Genomic DNA, 21,592 nt, shown 5'->3' on the forward strand with positions numbered 1-21,592 from the left:
CCCGCCTCCTTACAGGGCCGGAGCGGCGGGTTCGGACGGCGCCTGCTCGGCCGTGGCATGGCGCCAGGGGTAGCTGTCCCAGCCGGCGTCCAGCACGGTGTTGCGGTGGTGGGTGTGTCCCGGCAGGGCCTCACGCAGGGCGTAGGTGGAGCGCTGGGGGTCGGCGGCCCGCTCCAGCAGCAGCTGGCCGACGGGGGCGTCGGTGATGGTGACCATGTTCTCCAGCTCGCTGATGCTGGACACCGTGACGGGCACTGTCGTGTCCGGCAACTGGGGTCGCTGCATGGGGGCGTTGACGATGTGGAACGGCTCCATCGTCACGACCAGCCCGTGCACGGGCCGGTCGGTGGGCACCTCGGCGAATTCCTTCTGCCCGCTCGCGATCAGGCCGGCGGTGTGGTCGATCTGCTCGTAGGCCCGGCCGAGCATCCGGTTCACCTCCTTCACCCGCTTGTCCGTGGCCAGGCGCAGGTGCCAGGTGGGCCGCACGGACTTCACCTCCACCAGCAGCACGAGCTCGGCGGTGACGACGATCCAGTCGACGCTGCGGGCCTTGTTCCGGCCGTAGACGATCTCCGGCCGGACCGTCGCGTCGGGCAGCAGGCCCAGCTGGCGGCCGACGTAGGCCTCGAACAGATCACCCAGGTCCTGCGCGAAGGCGTCGCCGAAGCGGGCGACGCCGGTGTAGTAGATGCCCAGCGGGCTCGCCTTGGACGCGATCAGCTGGCCGACCGGTGCGAGGAGACCCGGGCCGTATCCCTTCACCAGGGGCTTGGCACGCAGGGGGTTGAACTCATAGCGGCGCAGCAGTGGATCGGTGGTCATCCGGGCCCGCTCGTTGTCCTGCCGGAAGGCTGCCGCATCGGTCACGAAGTGCTCCTCGGTCACCGACAGGATGGTCGTGGCCGGGATCTCCGCGCAGATCCGCTCTGCACCGGGCGCCTCCAGCGAGTCCGGGTCGAACCGGCCGCCGCAGCTGATCGCGGATGCCCACAGCAACTGGGCGATGCCGGCGTAGTGCGACAGGCTCGTACCCAGCAGCTCCTCCTCCCAGCCCGGACGCAGACACTGCGCCTGGCGCGTCCCTGCCGTCTGCGTGAGCATCGCCGCGGTCCGCGCCAAGTCCTGGTACACCGGCTCCTGATAGGTCATCTGCTCCCCGGAGGCGCGCAGCAGCCACCGGCCCAGAGCGTCCTCGTCGGTGTCGTGCAGAAAGTGGTCCTCCAGCCGCACGTACATGTCCAAGATCTGCCGCAGGTCCGCATCGCTCGCGTCCTTGCGGTACTCGTTCCCGCACGCCAGCGATACCCGTGCGGCATCGGCCAGCGCCCAGGGCGTGTACGTGCGGGACGGGCTGGTCAGCCACGACGACTCCAGTGAATGGGACGCCGATGCCTGCGCGATCAGCGGCAGCAGGGCGCTGGGTCGGTGCCGTCGTACCCGCGCCACATACTCCCGATCCCGAACCGCCCTGCTGCCTGGTGCCCACGTCATGCACTCAAGGATCTCGTGCCGGTGCCTGTACTGTCCTGCCCATTTCAGCCCGGGCCCCAGCAACCAGCACCAGCGCCCGCCACCGGTATGCCCTGCACAGCTCACGAGACGACCCCAGGGGTTCGGCAGCGGCTCGCGGGACAAGACGGGCACAAGAACCTCCCACCGCCCTCTGGGCGTCAGCCGACCAGGTTGTGCAGCCCACCATGCAAGCTCCGGTGGCGAACAGACCAGCAAGAACAGCCTCGGGGCACGACTTCTTGGCGAAGAAGGTGATCACTCCCACGCCGACGCCGATGACCGCGGCCATGAAAAGGATCACCGCAGTGCGCAACGACAAGAGCGCCGGCCTCGCCGTGTCAGCCGGCGCCGGCCTCGACACCCTCGCCCTGTACATCCCGCCCGACCTCGACCCCCAACAGCTCGAGACCGAAACCCTCGGCCTGGGCATCCCCTACATCCCCCGCCCCGTCGCCCAGGCCGTGGTCGCCGTCGACCACAAGATCGGCCGTGACATGGGGCGGCGCCTGCTGGCCTTCGTCCGCCAGGTCTACCGCTACCTGCACCACGACATCGGTGAGCGCATCCGCGCCGAGGTCCGCACCGAACTGCACCGCCCCGGGCCCCGACTGGTCATCGCGCACTCCCTGGGCAGCGTCATCGCCTTCGACATGCTCACCCGCGACGACACCGGCCCCGGCCCCGACGGCCTGACCGCCCTCGTCACCTGCGGATCCCCCCTGGCCTGGCCCACCATCCGTCATTCACTGGGACAGGACGGCTCCCTTCAACTCAACTGCCCGACGGCATCGACTGGTGGAACCTTCACGCCGCCGGTGACCTTGTTGCCCAGAGCGGACTGGCGGCCGTAGCTCCGGCCGTCCGCGACGAACCCGTCCGCAACGGCCCTCAGCAACCCGCACAATGCCCTGCGCTACCTCGAGCAGCAGCCACTCGCCGACCTCATCGTCAAAACCAGCGCCGTGTGAGCCCGAACCACCGCCCCAGCAGTCCAACGGGCCCAGTGGGCGGGCAAATCACCACAGCGATGCATGTCCAGCTCCACGCCGGATGACAGCTGCAGCCGGACACAACTGCGCCCCGGTGTTGCAGCGCTGAAGTGGCGCGGCACAAACACTGTCCAGCGCTGACGCAGACTCCGCTGGTTCCCCCGGCTTCCGTGTCACCGGCTCATCCGGCGGCCGCCGGATGCAGGCGACAGCATCAGCAGGGCCGACCTGGCTTGAGGCGGCTACGCTGCTGTCTCTTTGAGCAAGCGAGAGTGAGCGGTGGAAGACGACGACCTGGATTCCCTGGTGGAATCCTGGCAGCCCAAGCAGACCAGCGACGTGATGCGACGTGCCTTCGCCGAGCGCTGCCGGTGGGTCGAGACCATGCTCCAGGTCCGCGCCGAGGCCGAGATCCGGATGAGGGCTGCCAACTATTCGTCGGGACCGGCCATCGAAGCGATCTTCCGGGAAGAACTCGGCAGGATCCTGCCCCGGCGCTACCAGGTGACCTGCGGAACCTTGTCCGACGGCTCGGGCAACACAGCAGGAGACTGCGACGTTGTCGTCTTCAATGACACCTGGTTCCCGACCGTCAAGCAGCGCGCCACGGCGGACGACCGGCAGCACGTCATGCCGATCGAGGGCGCCTACGCCGTCATTGAGGTGAAGCAGACACTCACCCAGCGCTCCCTGGACGAGGCGCTGGGAAAACTCGTCACCTGTCACAGGCTTGATCGCCCGCTCATGCCGGTGGGCCGTATGGTGGAGAACCGGAGTTTCGGAGGCGGCGGCAACCGAATCGGCAACCCCCTGTTCTCCGCGATCGTTGCCACCCGGCGCGACCCCGGCACACCGCTGAGCGACCTCGTCGAACGCTTCCTGGCCGTCAACCGGCGCCTGAACCGCCTGGAGATGGTGCACTGCCTGTGCATCCTGGGCGAAGTCTGCTACCTCTGGGGATGGGTCCCCCAGGGCAGCAGCGAAGCCAATGTCGCCACCTTCTTCGGTCCCGAGGACCTGCAACAGCCGCTCATGCTCATCGAGGGCACACCCGACCGGGCGGAGTCGCCCCTGGGCGTTCTCGTCTCCCGCCTGTTCGCCCACGTGACCAATTCAGTGCTGGGAGAGGTCCAGGACATCCCGTGGGCGTACGGGATCGGTCATGCCCTGCAGCCCTACCAGTTCGGCAGGTTCCAGACCCCGCCCGCGCAGAGCCCCGGGCCGTGACTGCCGCCCCTGCCCGAGGGCGGCACTGCGGGCCGCGGTGCTGCGGCGCGGCACAGCCCGATCCTCGGCGTGACTTCCAGGGCCTGTACGCCCCCAGGGGCGGGTGGCAGGCGCGGCCGTAGTGCAGGAGCCATCCCTTCGTGGGCGGGGTTGGTCAAGGACGCCGGCGAGTCCGATGACGGGATCGGTGAGGGCGGCACGAAGGTCTTGCCAAGTTGCCACAGACGCTGGCTCGTTCGCGCGCATCATCATGTCGGCCTGCACACAAGGGAGCCGCTCCTCGCAGGCCCCCCGGCGCATCGCTGCTTCGTCGGCTTCCCTTGCATTCCGTGCAGGAGACTGCGGCATAAAAGGGGCCAGGCGGCAGGGGAGTGGCATCGATGGCCCGGCTCAAGGGTTGGCCGGTTCGGGCTGGCTTTCGCTCTGGGCGGCGGGTGCCGACTGCGCCGTGTCGGGCGCCGTGTAGAAGACGGAGGAACCCTGTTTGGTGCGCTGGGCCTGGCTCTTGGCCACGAGCCCTTCGAGCGTGGTGCGCACGACGGTGGTCTTGACGGTGCGCTGGGGGTGTTGCTGTCCCAGTGCGGTGGTGATCTCGGCAGCGGATCGGGGTTCGCTCTGGCCCGCCAGGTGTTCGCGCACGAGGTCGACGAGCGTGGACGATGTTGACGGTGCGGCCGCCGTCTTCGCGGCCCTCTTGCCGGTCCGCTTCCCGGCCGCGGGCGCTTTCTTGGCCGTGCCCGCTGCGTCTGCTGCCTTCTTGCGGGTCTTCGGCACGGTCGCGACGGGTTCAGGGGCGGCGGTCGTCGCGGGGATGCCGAGGGCCTGCTGGATGTTCACCAGGACGGTGTGGTCGTGCCGCAGGGCGGCCAACTGCGCCTGCAGCGCTTCGATTTCACCGTCGAGGCGGTCTTGCTCCTTGAGGTTGCGGTCAAGGTCGCCGGCCACCTGCGCGCTGTACTGCGAGGTCAGTTCGGTGGTTTCGGACATGGCGCTCACACCCTTTCTGGGCGCCGCGGTCAGATGAGTGCGCGGCGTCTGCGAATCCAACGTGTGCAGTAGCAGTTACTGCCGCACAGTCTGCGCAGTGATACTACGCACGGCACCTGCACCGTTCTCGGTTGTCTGCTGGGACGGAGCAGACTCAGTCCTCAGTCCTCAGTGCGCAGAGGTCCTGGCGGAGCCGAGGGGCGGGTGGTGATGTGATGCCGGCTGCCAGTGCACTTCGTCGGTGTCCCGCTGATGGTGCCAGGCCGACAGGGTGCGGCCGGCGACCAGCCGGTCGAGAAGTTCTGTGGTCTGCTGGGGAGAGTGTCCACACAGGCGGGCAAGGACGTCCAAGTCGGCGCTGTGGCGGTCCCGGACGGGGGTGTGAGCAGCCAGCACGAGCGCGGTCAGGCGCACGGCCGGCGGTGCGGTGGCCGGCGCCGCCATCGGGGCGGGGTGCAGGGCCCAGTGGGCGGCGTGGCAGCGTGTGCGGCGGCCGGGAGCGTGGTCCAGGAGTGTGGCATCCCGCAGGTGCACCTGAACCGGCGCCGATCTGAGGTCGGGCAGATGAAGCCAGTGGGCCTGGGCCAGCTCCTGCCACAGTTCTGTGTGCCCGCGCAGCCGCATGGCCCGCAGGAGGCCGTGCGGCACTAGCAGGCGACCGTGGGCGTCGGCGCGCAGGGCGCATTGCAGGGCGAGAAGGCGGGCGCCGGGGGAGGAGAACCTGGGCAGTGCGGTGGCCAGGTAGGTGAGCATCTCCCGTACGCGCAGCCGCTCATCGGATGCAGGGGGCCTCCTCGAGGGTGTGGGGGCCGGCGGGCAGCTGGAAGGCCGCGGCCGGCGGGGGAGGAGGGTCGTGTCCGGCACGATGGCGGTGTGGCTGGTGGCGGCCGCGCAGGCGGCGCAGGCGTCGGCCAGCCGCCAGGTGCGGCCGCTGCGGTCGCGGGTGAGAGCGAGCAGAACGGGGCCGGCGCAGCCGCGGTGACGCGGATGCCACGAGCACCCGCGCTCCCGGCACTGGCAGATCCGCAGGTGTCCCGGCAGCACATCGGTGCTGGCATGGCAGGCCAGATGCGACAGGGCGGCGGACCGCGCGGACACCGTCCCCACAGGCGCCGCTTGTTGGGTACAGCGCGTACAGACAAGACGTGGCGCACCTGTCCGGGAGTGCAGTTGCACCGTCCAGATACGCCGCACCGCGACGTGCCCACCGGCAAGCCTCATCGGCGGGTTGCCCTCCTGTCGTTCACTGCCGCCGTGGTCGGTGCGTGCCGGCGAAGGGCACCTGGACGGACACACGGACGGGCAGATTCCCAAATCGTAAACGGCACCCTCTCGCACAAACCGAAAGTGCAGAAATTCGCACTGACATCGCGGGGGACGGGACCGTCGGATAGTCGGGTGCCGATCTTGCAGCCCGAGCCCGACCTCACCGCCCTGCGCGTCACACTGGCGCGTCTGAGGAACGACCGCGGCTGGACCTTCGACGAACTCGCCGCCCGCACCGGCCTGGCCCGGCGCACCGTCATCGACCTCGAACACGGCCGCGGCGCCGGCAACATCACCACCTGGCACGCCCTCGCGCACGCCTTCGACGTCCCCATCGGGGAACTCCTCGGCGCCCTCTGCGACAACCACACCCCGCCTGGCACGCAGGACGCCTGACCCCGCGCCCCTCACCGACCAGGGCACCGTAAAATCACCCGAACGGCGAACCGTGCTAGAACGCGTGACAGCATGTCAGTTCACCTGTTCGAGCAAGTGGGGCCGTCCGGGGGACACCACAGCCACCACAGGCCCCGCCGGTGAATGCCGCCTGGCACGGTGCCTGCCATGTGCCCCAACCACACCCCCACCAGCCGCCACTGGGACGGCAGCCCCCACACCATCCCTCCGCGCCGCTCCCTCCATGTGGCCCCGCACAGCCCCAGCCGCCTGCTGCGGCACGGCCAAAGCGGCATCTGTCGCAGATGCGGCCACCGCATCGACATCTACCCGCGGCCCGACCAGCGGCCCATCGCCCTGCACCCCGCCGAACTCACCACCCAGAGCGTCCCGGCGGCCTCTCGCTGGCACCTGAGCAGCGGCATCGCCCACCCCCACGACGACGGCAGCGACTGGTGCCGCATCCCCCACGCCGCCCTCTGCCCGGCCCGCACCCCCCACTGCCAGGCCAGCCCACACCTCGACGCGCTGCGCCGCCACCTCGCCGTCCGCACCCGTCGCCTGATCGACACCGGCCACCTCACCCCCACCACACTGGCCCCCGACACCCTGCCCGCCGCCACCGACCACCCCACCCCCCGGCCGGTCGTGAACATGCTGCTGGGCCGCTACCTCGCCGACGGCCCACTCCAGCACATCCGCTGCGTGGCCCAGACCCGCCACCGGCAGCGATGCCCCCAGCCCGTCCTGAACCCCGCCAGCCCGGCCGGAACCTGGAGACTGCTGCCCACCGGCCCGCACCGTCGCCAACTGCCCCTTACCGCCACCCTGATGGCCGTCTACGACCTCGGCTCCCTGCCCCACACCGAACAGCGACGCTGGCGCACCCAACACTGCCCCGCCCATGCCGCCCTCACCGCAGCCGCCGACCTCACCGTGACCACCTGGCAGATCTTCGACCCGCTCCGGCACACCGTCCACATCCACGCCCGCCTGCCCCACCCCACGGCCAGCCGGCGCCGGCAGGGATGACCATGCCGCACCACGCCCTGGAGATCACCCTCACCCGCCCCCTCTCCCCGACAGCCCTGCACCGCGCCGCCCGCGTCCTCCCGCTCGCGGCCAACCACGACGCCACCCGCCTCATGGCCCTCATGCCCGCCAAGACCCCCAGCCGGGCCCTGCACCGGCTGCGCCACCGCCTCGAGGCACGGCTGCCCATCGACGTGATCACCACGCACTACCCGGACACCGACCACACCGTGCTGCTCAACGTGGCCTTCCCCCCGGCCGTCCACGCCGCCCTCAAGACCCAGGCCCAACACGCAGCCCAGACACCCGAGCGCTTCCTGGAACTGGCCGTCCGCCGCGACCTGGCCCAACACGCCGACCAGGAGACCGACCGCCTCGACCGCGCCGTACGCCGGCTCCTCGCCCACACCAACCCCGCCTACTTGCTGTCCGCCGTCGGCCAGGCGCTCACCCGACTCCCCGAAAGCCCCGCCCCATGAAACCCACCGACGAACAAACCGCAGCCGCCGACGCCTTCCATGCCGGGGACCACCTCGCCCTGCAGGCGGGCGCCGGCACCGGCAAGACCACCACCCTGGCCCTGCTCGCCCACAGCACCACCCGCCGCGGCCGCTACTTCGCCTACAACCGGGCCATCGCCCAGGACGCACGCGCACGCTTCCCTGCCACCGTCCAGTGCAAGACCGCCCACGCCCTCGCCTACGCCGCCGTCGGCCACCAATACAGCCGCCGCCTGAACGCTCCCCGCCGCCCGGCGTGGCAGACCGGCCAAGCACTCGGCCTCACCAAGAACATCCGCATCGGCGAACGCGACGTGACACAGAAAGCCCTCGCCAATGCCACCCTGCGCACCGTCACCCGCTTCTGCCACACTGCGGACGAGGCCATCACCCGCCACCACGTGCCCCGTCTACGTGGCCTGGAAGACACAGACCTCCACGCCGAACTCGTCAGCCACATCGTGCCGTTCGCTCAAAAAGCCTGGGCCGACCTGCAGCACCCCGACGACGGTTCGGTCCGATTCGACCACGACCACTACCTGAAAATGTGGGCACTCACCCGGCCTCGCATCGACGCCCACTTCCTGCTCCTGGACGAGGCACAGGACACCAACCCCGTCGTCGAACAGATCTTCCTCGCCCAGCGCGACCACACCCAGCTGGTCATGGTCGGCGACTCCGCCCAGGCCATCTACCAGTGGCGGGGCGCCAAAGACGTCATGACCGGCTTCGACGGCACCCAGCTGGCCCTGTCCCAGTCCTTCCGCTTCGGCCCCGACCTTGCCGCGGAGGCAAACCGCTGGCTGCGCCTCGCCGACGCCCCCATCCGCCTCACCGGCACCCCCACCGTGCCCACCGAACTCGGCCCCGTCACCCAGCCGGACGCCGTGCTGTGCCGCACCAACGTCGGCGCCATGGCCCAGGTCATGACCCTCATGGCGGCGGGCAAACGGGTCGCCCTGGCAGGGGGAGGAGACAGCCTCCAGGCCCTGGCTCTCGCGGCCCGCGACCTGAAAGAAGGCCGCCGCACCCATCACCCCGAACTGATCCTCTTCCCCTGCTGGGGAGACTTGCAGGACTACGCCGCACACGATCCGGCCGGCCGCGACGTGCAGCCGCTCGTCCACCTCGTCGACACCCACGGCACCGACGCCATCCTCACAGCAGTCGCCCACCTCACCCCCGAACCGCACGCCCAGGTCACCGTCTCAACCGCCCACAAGGCCAAAGGGCGCGAATGGCCCCGCGTGCTCATCGCGGACGACTTCGCGCGCGCCCACGACAACAACGCCAGCGACCAGGCAGACAACACACCACCACCTGACCCCATCGATGACGCCGAAGCCCGCCTGGCCTACGTGGCCGTCACCCGCACCCGTCAGCGCCTCGACCTGGGCGGGCTGTCCTGGATCCACGACCACCCCGACGGCACCCCGCCCCGTTAGAGACCAAGGAAGCACACCGGGCAAGTCCGTCCGCGCGCTGCTGCCAGCCGCCGGCCAGGCGGCCGGCGCGGCCCACCAGGGCGAGTGAAGCCTCCAGGCCATGAACAGCCAGCCGCTCCCCAGCACCACCCGTAGCCGCAGCCGCCCACCGCATAGTCGAGAGCACCGACACGCGCTACGCGGCACAGGCACGCCGCACCGGTGCGACTGCGCCTGCGCGAACACACCATCCTGGCGAAGATCGCTGCCAGGTTCGGGATCAGCAAGTCCACCGCCCATGCCTACACGAGCACGGTCATCCACCTGCTCGCCGAACGTTCGCCGGGTCTGCTGAAGGGGCTGCGCGAGACCGAGGCGGACTTCGTCCTGCTGGACGGCACCGTCGCCAAGTGCGACCGGGGCGGCGACGGACGGGCCGACTATTCCCACAAGCACCGCCAGCACTGCGTGAACGTGCAGGTGGTCACCGATCCGGGCGGCTGGCTGCTGTGGATCTCACCCGCACTGGCCGACCCCACTCACGACCTGAGCTCTGCCGACACCCGATGGATCATCCGCATCTGCGAGCGCCAGGGCATCCCCATCCTGGCAGACCTCGCCTACCAGGGCGGCGGCCTCTAGCTAGCTGCGGTCCTCACCCTGGAGCAGCAACGCTGAAGAAGCTCGTTGATCCATCAGACCGCCGCAAAATCACGCCAACAGAAAAGGTATCTATGCCCTGCCGAGGCGGGGTGGGGTCCGTTCGGTGACGCTGCTGATCGCGCGGGCCGACGGATCGTTCTGGCTTGGCTCTGCATCGGCCGAATGGCTGAGACGGCGACGGGACGAGTTTGACGGTTTGAGGCTCTTGGTCCTCCACCTTCAGGCGGCTTCTCCTGTGAGTCATCCTCGGAGCTGACGCAGCGCCATACCTGAGGACGACCAGGCCCGTTCCGACATCAGCTTGAGGTGGTCAGTAGTTCGGCCGATCCGGAGGGAGAGGTGCGGACCGGACGATTGAAGGACTCCCCAGCCCGGTGCGCGCCGTACGCGCGCACCGGGCTGTCCGCGCCTCGATCGGAGCACGACCTCGTGACCACCTTGCCGCCCGCTTCCCGCACTCCCACCCTGGCCGCCCACGCCACTGACCTGTCCAAGGTCTACGGGCAGGGCGATACCCAGGTGATCGCCCTCGACCGGGTCAGTGTCGGCTTCGGGCAGTCCCAGTTCACCGCGATCATGGGGCCCTCCGGATCCGGCAAGTCCACGCTGATGCACTGCGTGGCAGGGCTGGACAGCTTCTCCTCCGGCTCCGTCCGCGTCGGCGGCACCGAGCTGGGAGCCTTGACGGACAGGCAGCTCACCAGACTCCGCCGGGACAAGGTCGGTTTCATCTTCCAGGCGTTCAATCTGCTGCCGACCCTCACCGCGCTCGAGAACATCACGCTCCCGATGGACATCGCGGGCCGGGCGCCGGACAAGGAGTGGCTGGACAGCGTCATCCAGATGGTCGGCCTGTCGGGCCGGCTCACTCACCGCCCCGCCCAGCTCTCGGGCGGCCAGCAACAGCGTGTGGCCGTCGCCCGGGCGCTCGCGTCCAAGCCGGACATCGTCTTCGGGGACGAGCCGACCGGGAACCTGGACTCGCGTGCGGGTGCGGAGGTCCTGGGGTTCCTGCGTGACTCCGTACGGACGTTGGGTCAGACCGTCGTCATGGTCACCCATGACCCGGTCGCCGCCTCCTATGCGGATCGGGTCGTCTTCCTCGCGGACGGGCGGATCGTCGACGAGATGTACGAGCCCACCGCGGACGGGGTCCTCGACCTCATGAAGTCCTTCGACACCCCCAAGTTCCGTACGAGCTGAGTCGGGCTCGGCCGAACCGAGTCGAACCGACACCCGCCCCTGATCGGCTCCGTCCCCCCTCACCCCACCAGGATCACACCATCATGTTCCGCACAGCCCTGCGCAATGTCCTCGCGCACAAGGCCAGACTGCTGATGACCGTGCTCGCCGTCATGCTCGGCGTCGCATTCGTCTCCGGCACCCTGATCTTCAACGACACCCTCAGCGACGGTTACCGCGAGCAGACGGCCAAGAGTTACGCCCACGTGGACGTCGAGGCCAGGTCCTACGACCCCTCCGGCAAGGTCCCCGGCATCAGTGCGAAGGCGCTGGGTGAGATCGCCCGAATTGATGGGGTCGCTGCAGCTGCCGGGCGGGTCAACGGGATCGCCGGCGTCGCAGACAAGGACGGCGGGCTCATCGGCAGTGGCTCGTCCGGCATGGGCGCCAACTTCGCGCCGGTGATGGACGGCAAGGACCCCCTTTACGTGTTCGCCAAGGGCAGCGGACCCGCCGAGCCCGGCCAGGTCGCGCTCGACAAGAACACCGCGGAGAAGGGCGGCTACGATGTCGGCGACGCCGTGCGCGTCGCTCTCAAGGGTCCGGCGAAGACGTACAGGCTCTCCGGCATCTTCACCACCGAGGACACCTGGGTGGCCCTGGGCGACAGCCTGGTGCTCTTCGACACGCCGGTCGCTCAGCGGCTCTTCCTCCAGCCCGGCTTCTATGAGTACGTCACCGTCACCGCGGCCACGGGCACGTCGAGCGCCGAGCTTGCCGCCTCCGTCAGGAAGCTGCTTCCGGACGACGCGGAGGTCAAGACGGGTCGGCAACTTGCCGAGGAGAGGGCCAAGGGGGGTGCAGGTGACGCGTCGACGCTCAGCGCGATCCTGCTCGCGTTCGCCGGCGTCGCGCTCTTCGTCAGTGTCTTCCTGATCGCCAACACCTTCACCATGCTGGCCGCCCAGCGCACCCGCGAGCTCGCTCTGCTGCGCGCGGTCGGCGCCTCCCGTCGGCAGGTCACCCGGTCCGTACTGATCGAGGCGATGGTGGTCGGCACGGTCGCCTCCGCCGCCGGGCTCGGGCTCGGCGCCGCCATCGCTGCCGTAGCACGTTCCACGGTCGGTGTCTTCGGAGCGAAGAACCCGGACGGGGCGCTGATCATCACGTCGACGACCCTCTTGGTCGCGGTCGTCGTCGGTGTTCTGGTCACCATGGTGGCCGCCTGGCTGCCCGCGCGTCGCGCCGCGAAGATCCCGCCGGTCGCGGCGATCGGCAGCGCGCACCTGCCGGCCACCACCAGGTCCCTGGTGCTACGGAACGTGCTTGGCGCCATCATCGCGCTGCTCGGCGGAACGGTCGTCGTCGCGGGCGCCGGGGTCGGTGACTCCGAGGGCGCGGTGATCGTCGGGGCCGGTGCGTTCCTCGCGGTGATGGGTGTCCTCGTGCTGATCCCGTTGCTGTCCCGGCCCGTGATCGCGGGCGTACAGCCGTTGCTGCGGGCCGGCTTCGGGGTCTCCGGCAAGCTCGCGGGCCGGAACGCGGTACGCAGCCCGCGCCGTACCGGTGCCACCGCATCGGCGCTGGCCATCGGGCTCACGCTGGTCAGCGCTCTGACGGTGCTCGCTGCCACGCTTGGTCAGGCTGTGGACAAGGTGACCACGGACGTCGTCAAGGCCGACTACATGGTCACGGACAGCGGCGCGGGCTTGGACGACTCGGCGGTCGCCGCCTTGCGGAAGACCCCAGGCGTCAGGGCCGTGTCGCAGGAGCAACAGGCATGGATGCAGATCGACCAGAGCCAGCAGGATGTCACCAGCGTCACTCCCGCGGACTTCAACAAGGCTCTCCACCTCCCGGTTGTCTCCGGCTCGCTGGACACGCTCGCGAAGGGGCAGATCGCCGTCGCCGATGACGTCGCGCGATCCCACGGCTGGAAGGCGGGGGACACCCTGCCCGTGGAGTACGAAGACTCCAAGCGCGGCAAACTGACCGTCGGGGCCGTCTTCGAGAGCAACACCATCGTCATGCCGGTCGTCGCTTCCACGGACGTGACCGGACTGCACGCGGACAAGACGTCCATCACAAAGATCTACGTCAAGGCGGATGGCAGCACGAACAAGGACACACTCGCCGCCGTCCTCGCCGGCGACCCGGGGGTCAAGATCGGCGACCGGCAGGACATCCGCGACGAGTTCAGTGGGTACCTCGACACCCTGCTGAACGTCATGTACGGGCTGCTCGCGATCTCCTTGGTCATCGCAGTGCTGGGGGTTGTGAACACTCTCGCGATGTCCGTCTTTGAGCGGCAGCGGGAGGTGGGAATGCTGCGAGCCGTCGGGCTCGACCGGCAGGGCGTGACACGGATGATCCAGCTGGAGGCCGTGGTCATCTCCCTCTTCGGCGCGGTGATCGGACTCGGGCTCGGTGCCTTTCTGGGCTGGGCCGTCGGCGAGAGCATGAAGACGGACATCCCCGCATACGCGCTGGTGCTGCCGTGGGGCCGATTCGGGCTCTTCCTGCTACTGGCGGCGCTGGTCGGCCTGCTGGCCGCCATGTGGCCCGCCCGCAGCGCGGCAAGGCTGAACCTGCTCACCGCCATCAAGACCGAATAGGCGGAGCGGGGCGCCTCGGGACCGCAGGCATACCGTGCTTGCGGTCCCGCGCGGGTCGGCGAACTAAGCCGGCGAGGGCGGTTGCCCGGGGAAGGCCGTTTCGGCATGTACACAGACACCGGCTTTGGTCCGAGCGGCCGTGACCTTCCTCGATGTACGGGCGTATGGCCCGGCGGGCGCTCTCCCGCCGGGCCATACGGGAGTCTGTCCCGTCGTCGAGGGAGCCCGGTGCCTGAGGTTGCGGTCCAGCGGGGGAGTGGTCCGGCGTCTCGACGAACGGTGCGGCAGGCCCCGGTCGATGCTCCTAAGGCATGCCCTCGGATCACTCCGTGCGTCCCCTGGCGGGGAGGAGTGCCAGGACTTCCCAGCCGTGATCCTTGCGCGGGCCGCTGTGCAGTGTGCCGCCGAGGGCGGTGACGCGTTCGGTGAGGCCGACGATGCCGAAGCCTCCACCGCGGGCGGCGTACGGCATCGGCGTGCCTCCGCGGCCGTCGTCGCGAACCGTCACGTGCAGGTTGCCGTCGCGAAGAGCAAGGGCGACGGCGACTTCGGTCGCGTCGGCGGCGTGGCGGCGTACGTTCGTGAGGGCTTCCTGGACGACGCGGTAGGCGGCAGCCTGCACGGGATGGGGGAGGTCGCGGGGCACCGAGTTGTCGCGGCGCAGTTCCACCGTCGGACCGGTTGGACCGCCGAATCGGTCGACCAGGTCCGCGAGGGCTGTCAGGTCGTCCATCGGGCGGTTCGCGTCCGCGTCCAGGCGGGGCGTCCCCTGTGGTCCTTCGCGCAGAATGCCGACGGTCAGCCGCATGGAGTTGAGCGCTTCCGCCGCGGCATGCTCGATACCGGCCAGGACGGGGTCCAGGCGGTCGTGTTCGGTGGTGGCCATCATGCGGGCCATCTGTGTCTGGACCAGGATGCCGGTGACGTGGTGGGCGACGAAGTCGTGCAGGTCGGCCGCCATGGCGAGGCGTTCTGAGCGGCGGGTTTCTGCGACCGCGACGCCGCGCCTGAGGTCCAGGGTGCGCAGATATCCGCCAACGCCGGCGGTGATCCCGGTCATCAGGGCCAACGGCAGCATGAACAGCAGCGCGTCTTCCTTGGCGATGGCATCGTGGAAGCGCAGCGGCGCCGCGACGATCGCCCCGCCTGCGAGGACGGCGCACAGTAACGCCCACCGTGGTGGGCAGGCACGGACGCCGATCAACAACAGGCAGAGCAGCACCGCCACCTCACCGGGGCCGAGTGTCCGCATGTGCTCGGTCAGCGTGGCCACGACGGTCAAGACCAGGGAAGCGCCCGCTGGTACGGCGGCCCGCAGTTTGGGAGTGAGCCACGCGGGCCGTAGGGCGGAGGGCCAGAGGACGGCCGCGAGGCCGAGCGACAGGAGCAGGAGCACCGGCCAGAGGGTGCCGTTGGCGACGGCGATGAGCATGTCCGCGACGGCCAGCAGGACCAGCGCGGTGATGCCCACCCCACGCAGGCAGCCCAACCGTCGGGTCCGCGTCGTGTTGAGGGCGTCTGTCGCCAGCAGGAGGTTCACATCGATAACTGTAAAAGGACTGGTCAGCCGCGCCTCGGCCGGCCAGCTAGGCCGACGACACATGCAGGGACCCCATCGTCAGCGGTCCCTGCAACCTGGTAACGGCATGGTTGGAACGCCGGCCATCACCGTGAGCGGGGCGGCCGCGGCGAGGGCGACACCATGGCCGTCGTTGGGCCGACATGGTCTCCAACCGAAGGCTCATCCTCGACCCCCTCATAGAGTGCGGCGTCGAGCCCTTGTAAATCACCGACGCGATCTTCAGCCACCACCCGGACCACACCCTCAACGCGGCCCTCTGCCTCTCCGTCAGCCTCCACGATCACATGGCCGTCTACCAGGACGGCGTCTGGGAGGGCCGGGAGCCGACGGCTAACCACCTCCCCCTCCATCGATGTCCAGAGGGTGCCGCGCGCGGCGACCTAGCTTGGGCAACTGTGGTGCTCCTTGCAAGCGGTGTTGCTTGCACCGCGCGGTACCGCACAAGGTCAGCTCGTCGAAGGCCGGGCGGTCGCCGAGCAGCGAGCGTTGAATACGTCTGAAGATGTAGGCCCGTGAGCAGAGGGAATCCCGGCAGGGTGGCACTCGACTCCTCGCGTGGATGCCTGCCAGGCGGGTCGCCGACAAGGCGCGCAGGCCGCGAGCGATTGATGCCATTGGACGACGTACCTCACTCGGAAGGTCGAGTCAATGCACCAGGTCGGTCGATGCCGCTTGCCCGCTCGGCCTGCGGGAATCCGTCATCGTCAGTCTCGCGCAGAGGTAGGAGAAGCCGCGGTGCTGAGAGGTTTTGAACAGCGCGATGAGCGAGACCACAGCCAGGACGATGACAGGACCGGTCAACGAGTCGAAGTGGTTGAGGAGCAGGAAACCGCCGACGCCCGTCAGGCCGCGTACCAGTCTCGCCTTCATGCCCGGCCGGCGGCCGTCAGCGGTGGCTGCCTGCAACTTGACGATGCGCTGCCCGAGACTGGCCCCGCTGCCAGCCAGAGGGATTCCGACTGTGAGCATCAGCCACGGCACCCAGAATCCGACACGTTCGACGGTCCCGTCGAAGAGGAAATGCGAGTACGCAGAAGTACCCCCGGCGGACAGGCCCCCGTGCCATACCCACGCCATCGCCGCGCAGGCGGCGACCGTCTGCAGATAGAGGAACCCGAAGCTCATCAGGTCGCACACGGAGGCCAGCAGCCGCCTGCGCCAGGTGATCGTGCGCGGTGCTCCCGGTTCGGCGTGCATCCGCTGACCGGGCACGGCACTGAGCAACGGGGCGGCCAGCGCGCCGATCAGACCTCCCAGACCGTTCGCGATCAGGTCATCCACGTCGAACAGCCGGTACGGGCACGGGTAGATGAACCAGTCTCCGGTCAGTTGTGTCGTCTCGATCAGCAGGGACACACCCAGGCCGATGGCCGCGGTGACGGGCACTCTGCGCCTGAACATGTACCGGACGAACATGCCCAACGGTATGAAGAGCGCCACGTTCAGCAGCACTTGCGTCAGGGCTGGGTTGTGCAGCATGGCCATAGGGCCGCTGCCGGTGGCCGACTTCCCCATGTCGTGCAGAAAATTGAAGGGAATCATCTGCGGTCGGCGAACGCCGATGGCGTCACAGAAATCGGACCCCACGGGCGGGAAGGGGGCGAACACGTAAAAGAACAGAGCAAGGCCGTAGAGAGGCCCGGCGAACGCCAATGCCATGTTGCCCAGGCCCAGTTCGCCGCGTCGCCGGTACCGTACGGCGATATAGGGCACGAACAGTACGAACGCGGCCACGGACATCAACAGGGCGGCCCAGACGGCCGGCTCCACCCTTGTACTCACGAGCGGATTCCTCTCAGCGTCGCGGCCTTATGCCAGCGACGGCACACAAAAGAAGTGGGATCAGTAAGGGCCCAGCAAGCCGATGACGGCCAGTAGCGCGCAGATGCAGAAATTCAGGAACCGGTGGGACAGGAAGATGGCCACGAATTCGCGGATCGTCGCGCTCGGCCAGAAGTAGGGGGCCGTCGGCGAGCCGATGACCTGTGCCGTGACTTTCTCCTTCCGCGCGATCTGCGCGGCACGCATGACATGGAAGTTGTTGGTCACCACCAGGGCCCGGTAGTCGGACTTGCGGTCCTGCATCAGCGCTTTGCTGTATCGCAGGTTCTCCTGGGTGGTGCGGGACTTGTCCTCAATGAGGATCCGGTCGGCCGGGACGCCGGCCGCGATGAGGTAGTCGGCCATCGCACGCGCTTCGGGAAGGTCCTCGTCCGGCCCCTGGCCACCGGACATCAGAAGCATCGTCTCCGGACTCTTGGCCCGTTCGGCGTCAAATGCGACGCGTCCCCGGTCCAGTCGGCTGGCGAGCAGTGGTGGGACCCGCGAGCCTCCGATCAACCCGGAGCCGAGAACCACGATGAAATCGACAGCGCGGCGGTGCCGGATCCTGCCGTAGACGAACGAGTAGAGCAGAAAGCACACGAAGAGCAGTGACACGTAACCGAAGACGAACTCCACCGCATCCATCGGGGTGTCCAGCAGCGTCCATCGGGTGCGGTCGGCCAGCGCCTTCAGCATGACAAACATGAGGATGCCGAAGCCGGCCGCTAGCGACAGCAGATTGGCCAGGCTCCTGCCCTCATGGCGGAGCATCGTTATTCCGTTCGTGATCAGGAAGACCGCGAGCACGAAAGGCAGCAGGACGAGGAGGAAGTGGAGAGACCACACCAATATCAGGGTCGCGGTCTCGGATACTGACGCCAGCTTGTACAGCAGCCCCAAGGCCAGGAAGAGGAGTGAGAAGAACAGGTAGACGCCGTTGCGTACGAGTCGTCGGTCGTACAGGAAGCTGCAGGCGAACACCAGGAAGAAGACACCCGCGGGAGCAAAGATGATCAAGTATCGGTCCCTTGTGGGTCAGTCGAGCGGGCTGTGAGGAGTGTTCGGCCGTAGCGGGCGAGGGAGGAGCAGGGATTTGCCGACGTGAGACAGTGGCCGCGGGGGGTGTTGGGCGGCCGCCAGTGTCGACAACAGCTAGGTAGGCCCACACCACTGGGTGCCGACCGGCTGCCGGTGGCGCAGGAGATACAGGACAGCGGGCCGTGCGGACCACGCTTCGCTCGCCTCGTGGACGAGGATCGCATCGCTGGGCTTGGCTGTGCCTCGGCCGTATGGCCGATACAGCGACCGGGTGGGTTGTGTTGGCACGAGGTCGTCTGGGCGGTGAGGGGACGGCAGCGCCCACGCCAGGCCCGGTTTCCCAAGGGTCTCACCAGGGGCGTCATCCCTGGAGCTGATGCAACGGCATACCTGGGGCTTATGAAAGCGGCTCTCGCATCAGCCCCAGGTTGTGGCCTCTTCGGCTGATCCGCAGGACAAGTCGCACCCGAGCAGCAGACCCGCACCAGCCAGTGCCCGAGCAGCGACGACAGCGGCCGGTGCTGGAGCCCGACAGTAGCCAGTCCTGGGCCGAGCTTTACGAGCAGTGCGCCACCGAGGTTGATCGGTCGCCCTGACTTGTTGTGTTCTGGCCGACCGGCCCAAGCGGACTGCGCCTCAGTGGCCGACCGACATCGGCCGGTCCGAGACACACGGCCGAGACCTGCTGCGCGCCGCGCCCGAAAGGCGGACGGAGACCTCGTGACGTCTGTCAGATCCTCTGTCGTGGGCAGGCCCGGGGACCCTGTCTGGCGCCTCATCAACTGTCCTTGATGATGGTTGGCCGCAGCCCCGCACGCTGTGCGCAAGGGCCCGTGGGGAACGGTGTCAGGGCCGCTCCCCACGGGCTGCTGTAGGCCGGCTATGCGGCGGTGCTTCGGGCGACGGCCCTGCGCGTCACGTCCCGGTCGTGCGGCGTGAGGCCTTGGTGGAGCGGGTCAGGTAGACCCTCCGTTCGGTGACGTCGGCGGTGTCACCGACGACGTCCAAGCGGCTCCGCAGGGGGAGGTCGCTCGACGACGAGCCGACAGAGATCCACATTGGTCCGGAGTCCACGACCCACCTGTCGTCCAGGGACAGGTAGGCCAGGAGAGGAAGCTCCAGTGCGAACGTCACCGTTGCCTCCTCGCCTGGCTGCAGTTCGAGCTGATGGAACCCTGTGAGTTGGAGTGCCGGTCGCGCGATGCCGGGGGCGTCGTCTTCGACGTAGAGCTGGACGAGCTCCACACCCGGGCGGTCGCCCCTGTTCTCGACGGTGACGGTGACGTCGACGGTGCCGTCGGGCGTGATCGCTGTGCTGCTGAGCTTGAGGTCGGAGTAGGCGAAGTGTGTGTACGTGAGGCCGTGGCCGAACGGGTAGAGCGGTGCCGCCGTCTCGTCCACGTATCCGCCGTGCGGGTCGCCTTCGCGGCGACGGTATCCGCTGCCGAACCGCTGGGCGGCGTGGATGGGAACCTGTCCGCTGGAGCGGGGGATCGTGTAGGGCAGTCGTCCTTGCGGCTCGGCTGCGCCGGTCAGGATGTCCGCGACGGCGCGTGTGCCGAACTGCGAGCCGTAGTATCCGAGGAGGATCGCGTCGAGTTGCGGCTCGACGTCACCGAGGGCGACGGGACGGCCGGAGAAGATCACGCCGACGGTCGCCCGGCCGAGCGCGGCGACCTCGCGTACGAGCCGGCGCTGCACGTCCGGCAGCCCCACATCGGCTGTGTCCGCGCCTTCGCCCTCCGTCCGTTCGCTGAAGAACCACCGAGCCAGGCCGCCGAGTGCCAGGACCACGACGTCGGCTTCACGCGCGGCCTCGACGGCGGCCTCGATCCTCTCGGCGCCATCGGTGATGCCGCATCCTGCGGCAACGACTATGTCCGCATCAGGGAGCGCGGCGCGCAGCGCATCTGCGAGGGAGACCGCTCCGTATTGCGTCTGGGCGAACTCGTCCTCGTCCATCGCGAGAAGGTCGCCGATCTCCTGGTGCACGTAGGCGTCGTCGGGGCCGAAGGAGTCCATGTCGTCGACACCGACCATGGAGCTCGTCGCGCCGTTCTGCATTGCACGGGTGAGCGCGATGAAGGAGGGGAAGGTGTACGGCGCGAAGGCCGCGCCGATCCGGTCGGCGTGCGGCCCGATGAGGGCGATACGGGGAGAGCCGCTCAGCGGAAGCACTCCGCCGGCGTTCTTGAGCAGGGTGACCGACTCGCGCGCGAGTCGCAGGGAGAGGTCACGTCCTTCCTGAGCCACGGACATGATCTCGACCGGGTCGCTCTCCACGTACGGGTTCTCGAACAGGCCCAGCTGGAACTTGTGCGTCAGTACGCGCACCACCGACTCGTCGACGGTCGTTTCGGGGATCTCGCCGGCGCGGACGGCCTCGACGAGGCTGTCGCCGTAGCCGAACGGCTCGGGCAGCTCCACGTCGATGCCGGCCCGTAGACCCAGTACGCCGGCTTCGCGTGCGTCGCGCGCGGCGCGATGATGCGTCACGAGGTTTTCGATCGAGGACCAGTCCGACACCACGGTGCCGTCGAAGCCGAGCTCGTCGCGCAGCATCTCGCGGAAGACGCGAGGGTCGGCGGCCGCGGGCACTCCGTCCCAGTCGGCGAGCGAGTTCATCATCGATCCGAGACCGGCGAGCTGGATCGCGGCGGCGAAGGGCCGCGCGTACACCTCCCGCAGTTCGCGCGCTCCCACCGGCACGGTCGCCATGTTGAGACCGGCCTCGCTCATGGCGTACCCGAGGAAGTGCTTGCCGGTGGCGATGACGCCGTCCTGGAACGACTCGCCCTGCAGGTGGCGCACGAAGGACACGCCGAGCGCACTGACCAGGTACGGATCCTCGCCGTAGGTCTCGTGTACGCGGCCCCATCGCGCGTCGCGGGCGACGTCGAGCAGCGGGGACAGGGCGTGGTGCAGGCCCACGGATCGCATTTGCCGGCGGGTCAGGGCGGCCATCTCGCCGACTCCGGCCGCGTCCCAGGTGGCGGCGAGAGCGATAGCGGTGGGAAACGAGGTGAAGGTGGGCGCGTTCACGCCGTTGAGCGCCTCGATATGCATGATCGCCGGAATGCCCAGACGGGTCTCCTGCACGAGATGGCGCTGCACCGCGTTGTTCAGCCGGGCAAGTTCAGCCGCGTTCACCGGGAACCCGCCCATGTGCGGTTCGATGTAGCCGATGCCGTTCGCAAGCTTGGCCGCGGCGACCTCCGGGCGGATGCCCTTCGCGTCGAAGAGCACCGTCGGTATGAGCGATGTCAGCTGGGCGACCTTCTCATGCATGGTCATCCGACCGAGCAACTCGAGGGCCCGGGACCGTGCGTCGGTCATGATGTGCTCCTTCTGT

15 protein-coding genes and 1 pseudogene are annotated in these 21,592 nt (G+C 68.8%); 9 read left to right on the forward strand and 7 right to left on the reverse strand.

Going from position 1 to position 21,592, the window contains the following annotated elements:
- Positions 1-9: 9 nt before the first annotated feature.
- Entirely contained in the window at positions 10-1,494 is a 1,485-nt protein-coding gene (locus ACIBTS_RS41755) for a hypothetical protein (protein WP_173985823.1), read from the reverse strand.
- 308 nt (positions 1,495-1,802) lie between these two features.
- Here ACIBTS_RS41755 and ACIBTS_RS41760 point away from each other — a divergent pair, with 308 nt between their 5' ends.
- Together ACIBTS_RS41760 and ACIBTS_RS41765 are read left to right on the forward strand one after the other, a co-directional pair.
- The gene (locus ACIBTS_RS41760) at positions 1,803-2,366 is read left to right on the forward strand and encodes a hypothetical protein (protein ID WP_399326130.1); all 564 of its coding nucleotides are present in this window, start codon (positions 1,803-1,805) and stop codon (positions 2,364-2,366) included.
- Positions 2,367-2,783: 417 nt separating this feature from the next.
- Positions 2,784-3,731 carry a DUF6602 domain-containing protein gene (locus tag ACIBTS_RS41765; protein ID WP_107448252.1) on the forward strand — a complete coding sequence of 316 codons (948 nt, stop codon included), beginning with the start codon at positions 2,784-2,786 and terminating at the stop codon, positions 3,729-3,731.
- 390 nt (positions 3,732-4,121) lie between these two features.
- Here the strand turns inward: ACIBTS_RS41765 and ACIBTS_RS41770 are convergent, their stop codons facing one another.
- Together ACIBTS_RS41770 and ACIBTS_RS41775 are read right to left on the reverse strand one after the other, a co-directional pair.
- Positions 4,122-4,718, reverse strand: a complete 597-nt coding sequence (locus tag ACIBTS_RS41770; protein WP_107448253.1) for a hypothetical protein — start codon at positions 4,716-4,718, stop codon at positions 4,122-4,124.
- Between the two features lie 168 nt (positions 4,719-4,886).
- The gene (locus ACIBTS_RS41775; protein WP_399326133.1) at positions 4,887-5,816 is read right to left on the reverse strand and encodes a hypothetical protein; all 930 of its coding nucleotides are present in this window, start codon (positions 5,814-5,816) and stop codon (positions 4,887-4,889) included.
- Positions 5,817-6,116: 300 nt separating this feature from the next.
- On the opposite strand from ACIBTS_RS41775, the gene ACIBTS_RS41780 reads away from it, so the two are divergent.
- The 7 genes and pseudogenes from ACIBTS_RS41780 (at position 6,117) to ACIBTS_RS41810 (ending at position 13,796) form a co-directional block, all read left to right on the forward strand.
- Complete coding sequence (locus ACIBTS_RS41780; protein WP_107448255.1) at positions 6,117-6,380, forward strand: helix-turn-helix transcriptional regulator; 264 nt, start codon at positions 6,117-6,119, stop codon at positions 6,378-6,380.
- Positions 6,381-6,548: 168 nt separating this feature from the next.
- A complete protein-coding gene (locus ACIBTS_RS41785; RefSeq protein WP_399326135.1) occupies positions 6,549-7,412 on the forward strand; it encodes a DUF6083 domain-containing protein in 864 nt (287 codons plus the stop codon).
- Positions 7,409-7,891: a hypothetical protein gene (locus tag ACIBTS_RS41790; protein ID WP_107448258.1), complete on the forward strand. Its 483-nt coding sequence runs from the start codon at positions 7,409-7,411 to the stop codon at positions 7,889-7,891. The genes ACIBTS_RS41785 and ACIBTS_RS41790 overlap by 4 nt, the downstream gene beginning before the upstream one ends.
- On the forward strand, positions 7,888-9,357 hold the full coding sequence (locus ACIBTS_RS41795) for a UvrD-helicase domain-containing protein (RefSeq protein ID WP_107448259.1): 1,470 nt from the start codon (positions 7,888-7,890) through the stop codon (positions 9,355-9,357). Before ACIBTS_RS41790 ends, ACIBTS_RS41795 begins: the two co-directional genes overlap by 4 nt.
- A gap of 213 nt (positions 9,358-9,570) precedes the next feature.
- A pseudogene (locus tag ACIBTS_RS41800) lies at positions 9,571-9,972 on the forward strand (transposase family protein); the annotation flags it as partial.
- 456 nt (positions 9,973-10,428) lie between these two features.
- Positions 10,429-11,202, forward strand: a complete 774-nt coding sequence (locus ACIBTS_RS41805; protein WP_399326138.1) for an ABC transporter ATP-binding protein — start codon at positions 10,429-10,431, stop codon at positions 11,200-11,202.
- Between the two features lie 83 nt (positions 11,203-11,285).
- Positions 11,286-13,796, forward strand: coding sequence for an ABC transporter permease (locus ACIBTS_RS41810; RefSeq protein WP_399326140.1), 2,511 nt, complete (start codon positions 11,286-11,288; stop codon positions 13,794-13,796).
- 322 nt (positions 13,797-14,118) lie between these two features.
- On the opposite strand, the gene ACIBTS_RS41815 is transcribed toward ACIBTS_RS41810, so the two are convergent.
- The 4 genes from ACIBTS_RS41815 to ACIBTS_RS41830 form a co-directional block, all read right to left on the reverse strand.
- Positions 14,119-15,336 (reverse strand): sensor histidine kinase, encoded by a 1,218-nt coding sequence (locus tag ACIBTS_RS41815; protein WP_399326142.1) that lies wholly within the window; start codon positions 15,334-15,336, stop codon positions 14,119-14,121.
- Between the two features lie 687 nt (positions 15,337-16,023).
- The gene (locus ACIBTS_RS41820; RefSeq protein WP_107449465.1) at positions 16,024-17,118 is read right to left on the reverse strand and encodes a VanZ family protein; all 1,095 of its coding nucleotides are present in this window, start codon (positions 17,116-17,118) and stop codon (positions 16,024-16,026) included.
- 102 nt (positions 17,119-17,220) lie between these two features.
- On the reverse strand, positions 17,221-18,183 hold the full coding sequence (locus ACIBTS_RS41825; protein ID WP_254076280.1) for a YdcF family protein: 963 nt from the start codon (positions 18,181-18,183) through the stop codon (positions 17,221-17,223).
- 972 nt (positions 18,184-19,155) lie between these two features.
- Positions 19,156-21,576, reverse strand: coding sequence for a glycoside hydrolase family 3 N-terminal domain-containing protein (locus ACIBTS_RS41830; protein ID WP_399326144.1), 2,421 nt, complete (start codon positions 21,574-21,576; stop codon positions 19,156-19,158).
- Positions 21,577-21,592: the final 16 nt, after the last annotated feature.

The sequence above is a fragment of the Streptomyces sp. NPDC050121 genome (assembly GCF_044460385.1).
Classification (GTDB): Bacteria; Actinomycetota; Actinomycetes; order Streptomycetales; family Streptomycetaceae; genus Streptomyces; species Streptomyces soliscabiei.

Excerpts from the sequence above, each read along its gene's own strand:
- ACIBTS_RS41755 (WP_173985823.1), bottom strand. The coding sequence starts at position 1,494 with ATGACGTGGGCACCAGGCAGCAGGGCGGTTCGGGATCGGGAGTATGTG.
- ACIBTS_RS41760 (WP_399326130.1), top strand. The coding sequence starts at position 1,803 with ATGAAAAGGATCACCGCAGTGCGCAACGACAAGAGCGCCGGCCTCGCC.
- ACIBTS_RS41770 (WP_107448253.1), bottom strand. The coding sequence starts at position 4,718 with ATGTCCGAAACCACCGAACTGACCTCGCAGTACAGCGCGCAGGTGGCC.
- ACIBTS_RS41785 (WP_399326135.1), top strand. The coding sequence starts at position 6,549 with ATGTGCCCCAACCACACCCCCACCAGCCGCCACTGGGACGGCAGCCCC.
- ACIBTS_RS41790 (WP_107448258.1), top strand. The coding sequence starts at position 7,409 with ATGACCATGCCGCACCACGCCCTGGAGATCACCCTCACCCGCCCCCTC.
- ACIBTS_RS41795 (WP_107448259.1), top strand. The coding sequence starts at position 7,888 with ATGAAACCCACCGACGAACAAACCGCAGCCGCCGACGCCTTCCATGCC.
- ACIBTS_RS41810 (WP_399326140.1), top strand. The coding sequence starts at position 11,286 with ATGTTCCGCACAGCCCTGCGCAATGTCCTCGCGCACAAGGCCAGACTG.
- ACIBTS_RS41820 (WP_107449465.1), bottom strand. The coding sequence starts at position 17,118 with ATGTCCGTGGCCGCGTTCGTACTGTTCGTGCCCTATATCGCCGTACGG.
- ACIBTS_RS41830 (WP_399326144.1), bottom strand. The coding sequence starts at position 21,576 with ATGACCGACGCACGGTCCCGGGCCCTCGAGTTGCTCGGTCGGATGACC.